The sequence below is a fragment of the Kitasatospora sp. NPDC043949 genome (assembly GCF_056435365.1).
On record NZ_JBWKEQ010000029.1, the window covers coordinates 52,553 to 60,374 of the forward strand.

General features: G+C 73.8%; 6 protein-coding genes and 1 pseudogene. 2 read left to right on the top strand and 5 right to left on the bottom strand.

What is annotated here, in order from left to right:
• Positions 1 to 111 precede the first annotated feature (111 nt).
• The 3 genes from AC07AL_RS23335 to AC07AL_RS23345 all read right to left on the bottom strand — a co-directional run bounded on the left by AC07AL_RS23335 (position 112) and on the right by AC07AL_RS23345 (position 3,940).
• Complete coding sequence (locus tag AC07AL_RS23335; protein ID WP_478318046.1) at positions 112 to 2,523, bottom strand: RICIN domain-containing protein; 2,412 nt, start codon at positions 2,521 to 2,523, stop codon at positions 112 to 114.
• A gap of 260 nt (positions 2,524 to 2,783) precedes the next feature.
• Positions 2,784 to 3,533 (bottom strand): sulfite exporter TauE/SafE family protein, encoded by a 750-nt coding sequence (locus AC07AL_RS23340; RefSeq protein ID WP_363586365.1) that lies wholly within the window; start codon positions 3,531 to 3,533, stop codon positions 2,784 to 2,786.
• Positions 3,530 to 3,940: a rhodanese-like domain-containing protein gene (locus AC07AL_RS23345; RefSeq protein ID WP_363586366.1), complete on the bottom strand. Its 411-nt coding sequence runs from the start codon at positions 3,938 to 3,940 to the stop codon at positions 3,530 to 3,532. Before AC07AL_RS23345 ends, AC07AL_RS23340 begins: the two co-directional genes overlap by 4 nt.
• Positions 3,941 to 4,241: 301 nt before the next feature.
• On the opposite strand from AC07AL_RS23345, the gene AC07AL_RS23350 reads away from it, so the two are divergent.
• A complete protein-coding gene (locus AC07AL_RS23350) occupies positions 4,242 to 5,627 on the top strand; it encodes a rhodanese-like domain-containing protein (protein ID WP_363586367.1) in 1,386 nt (461 codons plus the stop codon).
• A 248-nt stretch (positions 5,628 to 5,875) separates the two neighbouring features.
• Here the strand turns inward: AC07AL_RS23350 and AC07AL_RS23355 are convergent, their stop codons facing one another.
• On the bottom strand, positions 5,876 to 6,244 hold the full coding sequence (locus tag AC07AL_RS23355) for a hypothetical protein (RefSeq protein ID WP_400988646.1): 369 nt from the start codon (positions 6,242 to 6,244) through the stop codon (positions 5,876 to 5,878).
• Positions 6,245 to 6,845: 601 nt separating this feature from the next.
• Between AC07AL_RS23355 and AC07AL_RS23360 the strand changes: the two are divergent.
• Positions 6,846 to 7,016, top strand: a pseudogene (locus tag AC07AL_RS23360) (hypothetical protein); the annotation flags it as partial.
• 278 nt (positions 7,017 to 7,294) lie between these two features.
• Here AC07AL_RS23360 and AC07AL_RS23365 read toward each other — a convergent pair.
• The gene (locus AC07AL_RS23365) at positions 7,295 to 7,702 is read right to left on the bottom strand and encodes a hypothetical protein (protein WP_400988647.1); all 408 of its coding nucleotides are present in this window, start codon (positions 7,700 to 7,702) and stop codon (positions 7,295 to 7,297) included.
• Between the last annotated feature and the right edge of the window lie 120 nt (positions 7,703 to 7,822).

The window sequence follows — 7,822 nt, forward strand, 5'->3', positions numbered from 1 at the left end:
TCTCCCCCCCCCCCACCCCCCCCCCATTTCCCACCCCCCCGCCTCTCCCCCCCCCCCCCCCCCCCCCCCCCCCCCCCCCCCCCCCCCCCCCCCGGTACTGCGGTGTGGGGGTCAGTCGGTGACGGCGGCGCTCGCGGTGTGCCCGGGGGCGAGGGTGACGGTGGCGTAGGTGTAGGTCACGCCGTCGACGGTCCTGGTCCGGGTGGGCCGGGCCTTGCCGTCGACGGTGATCCCGCCGTGCGGGCCGGTGAAGCGGGCCTCCCAGGTGAGCGGCGCGCCGCCGGTGTTGGTGACGGTGCTGCTGCGGTGGCCGTCGTGCCGGACGGTGACCGAGCCGGCGCCGACCGGGATGTCGGCGACCTCCAGCCAGCCCATCGAGGCGGGCAGCCGGGAGGCGGTCACGAGGGTGTGCGCGGCGGCGTCGGGCTCGACGCCGAGCAGGCCCTGCACGGTCTGGCCCAGCAGGGTGAACGGGACCTCGGGGTAGTCGCCGTTGAGCATCCGGCCGCTCGCGTGGAGCTGGTCGACGCCCTGGTAGATCTGCCGCATCCACTTCCAGGCGGTGTCGCCGTCGTGGTTGGCGAAGAAGGCGTCCGGCAGGTAGGTGTAGGCCTCCAGGTTGGTCGAGCGCTGCGGGCCGGAGTCGGCGGCGTCGATGGCGGCGAGGAGGGCGTCCCGGCGCGGGCCGGGGTCGAGCAACTGCTTGACCGGCATCAGCACGCTGGACTCGTAGCCCCAGCCGGTCACCGGCTTGCCGGTGGTGTCGTAGCCGTGCACGACCTCGCCGGGCTGCTGCCGGTCCACGCTCCAGGTGGTGTTGACGTAGTCGCGCAGCGCGGTGGCGGCCTGCCGGTAGCCGGTGGCGGCGGCGGTGTCGCCCTTGGCGGTGGCCAGGGTCTCGGCGGCGAGGTACGCCTGGTACTGGGCGCCGATCGCGTCGCCGGCCTCGGCGTAGGTGCTGGTGGCGTTCTCGGCGTAGCTCGCGGTGCCGGCGAAGATGCTGCGGCTGGTGGCCTGCGGGATGGGGAGGCCGCCGTTGTCGACCGGGCCGGGGTGCTGGGCGATGAAGGGGCCGAGGGTGTTGCGGACGTAGCCGCTCAGCGCGGGGTCGTCGGCGTAGTCGCGGTCCCCCGTCCACCGGTAGGCCTCGCCGGCCTTCTCGACCAGCTCGAACGGCGCGGGCAGCTCGCGCACGAAGCGGTCGGGGCTCCGGTAGTCGATGCTGCCGTACGTCCTGGCGTCGAAGTTGAGCGCCCAGACCGGGTAGAGCTTGTTGGTCTCGGTGGCGGAGCCGGCGAAGCCGCGCAGCATGGTCTTGTTCTCGGCGTCCAGGCCGAGCAGGTGGGCGCCGACCAGTTGGTGGGCGAAGTCGCGGCTGTAGAAGTCGGAGCGGAACGGGTAGCCGGCCCAGTAGGTGGTGGTGCCGGTGCCGCCGGGGTTGTTCTCGTCCTGGTTGAGCACGCCGGTGGTGCCGGCCTGCTGCACCCAGCTGTTGGCCTTGGTCTTGGCCCAGTCGAACAGGGCGACGACCTCCGGGTCCGAGGAGCTGATCCTCGGGTCGCCGGGGGCGGACGGGGCGACGGAGGCGTCGTCCGCGTTGACCCAGCCGGTGGGGGAGGAGCCGATGCCGAGGGTGAGCCGGTCGCCGGCCGCGACGTGCACCCGGGGCAGGGTGTACTTCGCGTAGACGGGCTGCTCGGGCAGGGTCAGCGAGCGGACCACGGTGCCGTTGACGCTGACGGAGAAGGTGCCGCCGGCGCCGCCGGTGGCGATCCAGGCGGACAGGTCGTAGCTGCCGGCGGTGACGGCGGTGACCTGCTGGGCGATCCGGTGGCCGGAGCCGGCGTCCAGGTAGGCGAGGCGGGTGCCGCCGTGCGGGTTGTTGGTGGCGACGCCGGTGTGCTCGGTGAACGTCCAGCCGTCCGTGCCCTGTTCGAAGCCGGGGTCGGTGAGGGTGAGCGGTTCGCTGCGGGTGAGGGTCCAGCGGTGGGCGGGCCGGGCGTCGCAACGGCGGCGGTCGGCGGCGCTGCTCTGCTCGTGGTCGGCGGCGCCGTCCTGCTCGCGGTCGGCCGCCGTGGTGAGGCAGGCGCCGTGTGCGGTCAGGGTGTGACTCCCGCCCGGTGCCGGGGAGATGGCGAAGGTCTCGGCGGCGGGGTCGGTGCCGCAGTCGGCCGTGCCGGGGTGCCGCCCGGTGCCGTCGAGGGTCAGGCAGCGTCCGCTCGCGGCGTTGACCAGCCGGTAGCCGTCGGTGGTGCGGTGCAGTTGCCAGCGCTGGCTGAGCAGTCCCTGGCAGGCCGCGCCGACGACGGGCGTGCCGGCCGCCGACTGCGCGTACTGCGGGCCGAGGCAGCCGCCGTCCAGGACGGAGCCGAGGACGTAGCCGCCGCCGTCGACCAGCGGGGCCGGGCCGTCGGCTCGGGCCGGTCCCGCGCCGACGGCTTGGACGGCGAGGACGGCCAGGACGGCCAAGCCCGAGGGCAGGGCGCGGACCGGTCGGCGGCGCGGGGCGCGGGTGGGGGGCATCGGGGCTCTCCTGTCGGACGGGTGGCGGTGCGTCAGGGGGCGGGGCGGCGTGCGCGGGCAGGGGTTTGAACGTTCAAATCCCCGGAGCGGCGCTGGGTGACATGTGCAATGTCACATGCCCGTCCGAGTCGCGTCAACGGTCGGCGCACGGTCGGCTGCCGCCCTCCGGACTCGTCCTCCGGTTCGCGCGCCGGGAGCCGGGGCCCGCCCGGCGTCGGTGCGGGGCGGTGGCCGGCATCAGCGCAGCGCGGCGACCGGCGTCAGCGCAGGGCGGTGACCAGCATCAGCGCGGCCACGCCGAGCAGGGCGAACGCGAAGGCCCGCTGGAGGGTGCGCCCGCTGAGCCGGTCGGCGAGCCGCTTTCCGTCCCAGGCGCCGAGGATCGCGGCCCCGGTGAAGGGTGCGGCCACGGCCCAGTCGATGGCGCCGGTCGCGCCGAGGCGGGGCAGCAGCGCGGCCAGCGCGTTGGCGGTGATCACCAGCAGGCTGGTGCCCACCGCCTCGGCCATGGTGAAGGCGAGCACCGAGACCAGCGCGGGGACGGCGAGGAACCCGCCCCCGACACCCAGCAGCCCGGTGACCGCGCCGAGCCCGGCGCCGGTCGCCGTCGAGCGGCCCCACCCGGCGGCGGAATGTTCCTGCGGGGCGGCCTTCGGCGGCACCAGCATCCGCCAGGCGGCCAGCCCGGCCAGCACCGCGAACGCGCCGGTCAGCAGCGCCCCGGGCAGGTGCGCCGAGAGCGCCCCGGCGGCCGTGGCGGCGGGCAGCCCGGCGGCGGCGAACAGCGCGCCGGTGCGCCAGCGGACCCGGCCCGCCCGGGCGTGCGCGAGCAGGCCGGTCAGCGAGGTCGCGGCGACGATCACCAGGGCGGCCGTGGTGGCCAGCGCCGGGCTGAATCCGAGCAGGTAGACCAGCGCGGGGACGGCGAGCATGCTGCCGCCTCCGCCGAGGCCGCCGAGGGCGAGGCCGACCACGGCCCCGGCGGCCAGCGCCAGGAGCAGCGCGGTCATATCGCGTCCCCGGCGTCCCTGGAGCTCCCGTCGCCGGCGCTGCCGCCGCTGCCGCCGCTGCCGGTGCCGCCGCCCGGCGTGGTGACCGGCAGTCCGGCCCGCTCCCAGGCGGTCATGCCGCCGACGACGTTCAGCACCTCGACGCCGCGTTCGGCGAGCAGCTGCGCCGCCCGCGCGGAACGGTTGCCCGAGTGGCAGATCGCCAGGACGAGCCGTCCGCCCGCCTCGGGCGGCAGCGGTTCGCGGGCGGCCAGGGCGATCAGCGGCAGGTGGAGGGCGCCGGGGGCGTGGCCGGCCGCGAACTCGCCGCGCTCCCGGACGTCGAGCAGGACGGCTGTGCCGGCGCGGGCGAGCTGGTGGGCCTGGGCGGGGGTGGTCTGCCCGGGGTCGGGCGGCAGCGGGGGCATGCGGTGCTCCGGTGGTCTGGTCTGGTGCGGGCCGGACGGCGCCGGACGGGCCGCCGCGGGGCGGGGCGGGGCGGCGCGCCGGGCGGGCGCCCCAGGGGCGTGGGCGCCTCCTCGGTTCCGCCCGTCTCCGACGGCGGCGGCCGGTCCCGCGCAATGTCCACCATAGTACCCCGGGGGGTATTATCGACCTCGTTCGGCGATACCCTGCCCCGTATCGACCGTGGGGCCGTATGCTGGCACATATACCAGTGGGGGTATTGAGATCGCGCCGAGGCGCCCGACGCCGCCCAGGAGGTTCCCCGTGTACTTCGCTCAGTTCTACCTCGACTGCCTCTCCCAGGCCTCGTACCTGATCGCCGACGAGACCACCGGCCAGGCCGTGATCGTCGACCCTCGCCGGGACGTCGACGAATACCTCGCCGACGCCACGGCACGAGGCCTGACCGTCGTCGGCGTCATCAACACCCACTTCCACGCCGACTTCCTGGCCGGCCACCTCGAACTGGCCGCCCGCACCGGCGCCTGGATCGGCTACGGACACCGCGCCGAGACCGAGTACCCGATCCGCAAGCTCAGCGACGGCGAACGGATCGAACTCGGCGACGTCGCCCTCCAGATCATGGAGACCCCCGGCCACACCCCCGAGTCGATCAGCGTCCTGGTCCTCGAACAGCCCGACGACGCCGTCCCGTACGGCGTGCTCACCGGCGACGCCCTGTTCATCGGCGACGTCGGCCGCCCCGACCTGCTCGCCTCCACCGGCGTCACCGCCGTCGAACTCGGCGCCATGCTCTACGACAGCGTTCACCGCAAGCTGATGGCCCTGCCCGACGAGACCCTGGTCTTCCCCGCCCACGGCGCCGGCTCGGCCTGCGGCAAGAACCTCTCCACCGACCGCCGGTCCACCATCGGCACCCAGCGCCTGACCAACTACGCCTGCCAGCCCATGGACCAGGACACCTTCGTCCGTATCGTCACCGCCGGCCAGTCCACCGCCCCCGCCTACTTCGGCCACGACGCCACCCTCAACCGCCAGGACCACCCGCTGCTCGACCCCACGACCGCAGCCCGTCCCCTGTGCCCCGAAGGCTTCAAGGAGGTCCGCGGCGCAGGTGCCGTCGTCCTCGACGCCCGTAGCCCCCAGGAGTTCGGCGCGGGACACGTCCGCGGCGCCGTCAACGTCCCCGTCGACGGCCGCTTCGCCGAACAGGCCGGCACCGTCCTCACCCCCGACAGCAACATCGCGATCATCGCCCCGCAGGACCGCGAGGGAGAGGTCATCACCCGCCTCGCCCGCATCGGCTTCGACCGCATCGCCGGCTACCTGCGCAACCCCGGCAACGCCCTGCCCGCCCTCGCCGACGACCTCACCCCCGCCAGCCGCCTCACCGCCGACCAGCTCCGCACCGCACTCGCCAGCGAACAGCCCCCCACCGTCCTGGACGTCCGAACCTGTGGCGAACGCGAAACCGGATCCATCGAAGGCTCCCTGCACATCACCCTGACCGAACTCCCCAACCGCCTGGACGAGATCCCCACCGACCACCCCCTCGTCGTCCACTGCGCCAGCGGCCACCGCTCCTCCATCGCCGCCAGTCTGCTGCGCCACCACGGCCACCCCGACGTCTCCGACCTTCTCGGTGGCTACAACGCCTGGCACACCCTCACCCACCCCGCCGGGGCCTGAACCCAGCCGGCCCGGGCCGCGGGCGCGCCGGGCGGTGATGCACACACGGCCGCCCCCTGCCCGCCGGGACGGCCGGCGGACACGGAAGGACGGCCACCCCCGAGGGGCGGCCGTCCTTCTCGCACAACCCGCACCGACCCGGTACCGCCGGAGCGTGAAGCCCACGTGGGCCGACTCGCCCACGGGTGATCGGCATCGGGAACGCGACGGCGACACCGGGATCGCCCGGGTCGGCGGCAGGGCGATGGTCAGTCGTCGGCGCTGATCTTGATCGAGTCCAGGCACGGCTTCGCGGCGTCACCGGTCAGGTCGCCGTTGACACCGATGGTGAGTGTGGCCGACGGCCCGACGGCGAAGGGCGTCTCCGAGGCCATCGTGAGCGTGACCTCGAACTTGTCACTCCCGATCTGGTTGTTCTCGACCGAGACGTCGATCGGGATCCACGGGGTCAGCAGCAGATTCACATCGGTACCGCTTCCCGCGGCAGGCAGGATCAGGTTCACCTTCAGATGCTTCTGCACCTTCATCTCATCGCCGTCCTGGGCGATGCCCTTGATCTCGACCGCGCCGTAGTACTGGCTCTCGGCCCTGACCTCAGCCTTGAACGTGACTCCCACCGGGTTCCTCCCTTGAGTGACTGTGAACGTGTTGTCCTGGCACGGGAACGGGTTCCGGCTGCCAGGTGCACCCGCCGACCCCGGGGGCTCGGTAGAGGCCCGGTACGGCGGGGCGGGGCTCCGCGATCAAGGTCATCTTCACCGCATCCTGGGCGCCTTGCCCCCGAATGCTCGCGTCGGCAGGCAAGCATCATCGTTTCGGGCGAATCGATGGCCGATCGACGATCGAGCCGGGGCCTGCTGTGCTAGTCCGGGCCTGCCCCGCCCGCCGACCGAGCCGACGGTACGTCTCTGGTCACCCTCTGAAGCCGTCACCCGGTGGCCCCGGCTCCGCGTTCCCGTCATCGCGCACCCGCATCGCCGGGTCGGCCGGGTACTGCGGACGTGGACGGACGGCAGGGATCCGGATTCAGTCAGGTGGCGGGGATTGCGTCAGATCGGCCGCTGCGAGGCGCGTTCTTCACGGTACGCACCTGCTTCGTCACTGAATGTTGGATGCTGGGCTTCGCGCACCGGTGCCGTTCGGGACGCCGTCGCGCCGAGGCCGACCCGGCCGGCTCGTGCCGTGTTCGACAGGGAGAGGAAGCCCATGGCCGTCGATGCCAAGCTCGTCAAAGCCCTCGTGCCCCTGGCGGAGATGTTCGGTTATGTCGGCGACCTGCGCGCCAAGACCTCGGGACGCGCAAGCTACTCGATGCAGTTCGACTCCTACGGCCAGGTCCCCCAGGACACCGCCGATCAGATCATCAAAGAGCAGAGCGGCAGCCACTGACCCGCGTCACCACGCACATTCGGGCACTGGCCCCCGGCCGGTTCGCGCATGCAGCCCTGAGTGCACAGGCACGTCGCACATCGGGATGAGGGCCGCTGATCGGCAGGCCTTGTGAACCGTACGAGCGGGGCCGCCACCGAGTACCGGTGGCGGCCCCGCCTCGCTGCTGGGATCGCCTTCCCGGTCGGCGGGGACTTCAGGCCGGGCCCACTGACCCGTTCGGTCCGGTGGTCTGCCCCCGGGGCAGGCCGCCGGCCGATTGGCCGCCGCGCGTCGGGTCAGAGCAGGAGGACGGCGACGGTGGTGGTGAGGAGCAGGACGGTGACGACGGGCCAGTGGAGGAGCCGGGCGGCCATGTTGCCGTTCCAGTCGATCAGGCGGAAGCGGCGGGTGGAGGTGCACTCGACCACGTTGAAGGCGGCGAGGGCGATCACGAGGTAGAGGATGAAGTAGAAGTACTCGGCGTACGCCACGCCGGTGGAGCCGGTGAGGGTGTCGTCGGCGGCGACCGCGCCCCAGACGAACACGGTGGCGAGCAGGCAGAGCACGCTGACGCTCACGCTGAACCAGCCCAGGGTGGACGGTTTGGCGGGGCGGGGGCGCAGCAGCAGCCAGACCACCAGGGCTCTGTTGTCGTCGGCGGGGGCGGCGGCACGGACGTGGCGCGGACCACCCTCGGGTGGCACGGAGGTGGGGGGGGGGGGGGGGGGGGGTGGGGGGGGGGGGGGGGGGGGGGGGAGGGGGGGAGGGGGGGGGGGGAGGGGGGGGGGGGGGGGTGGGCTAGGCGGACGGGAGGGGAGCCGAGG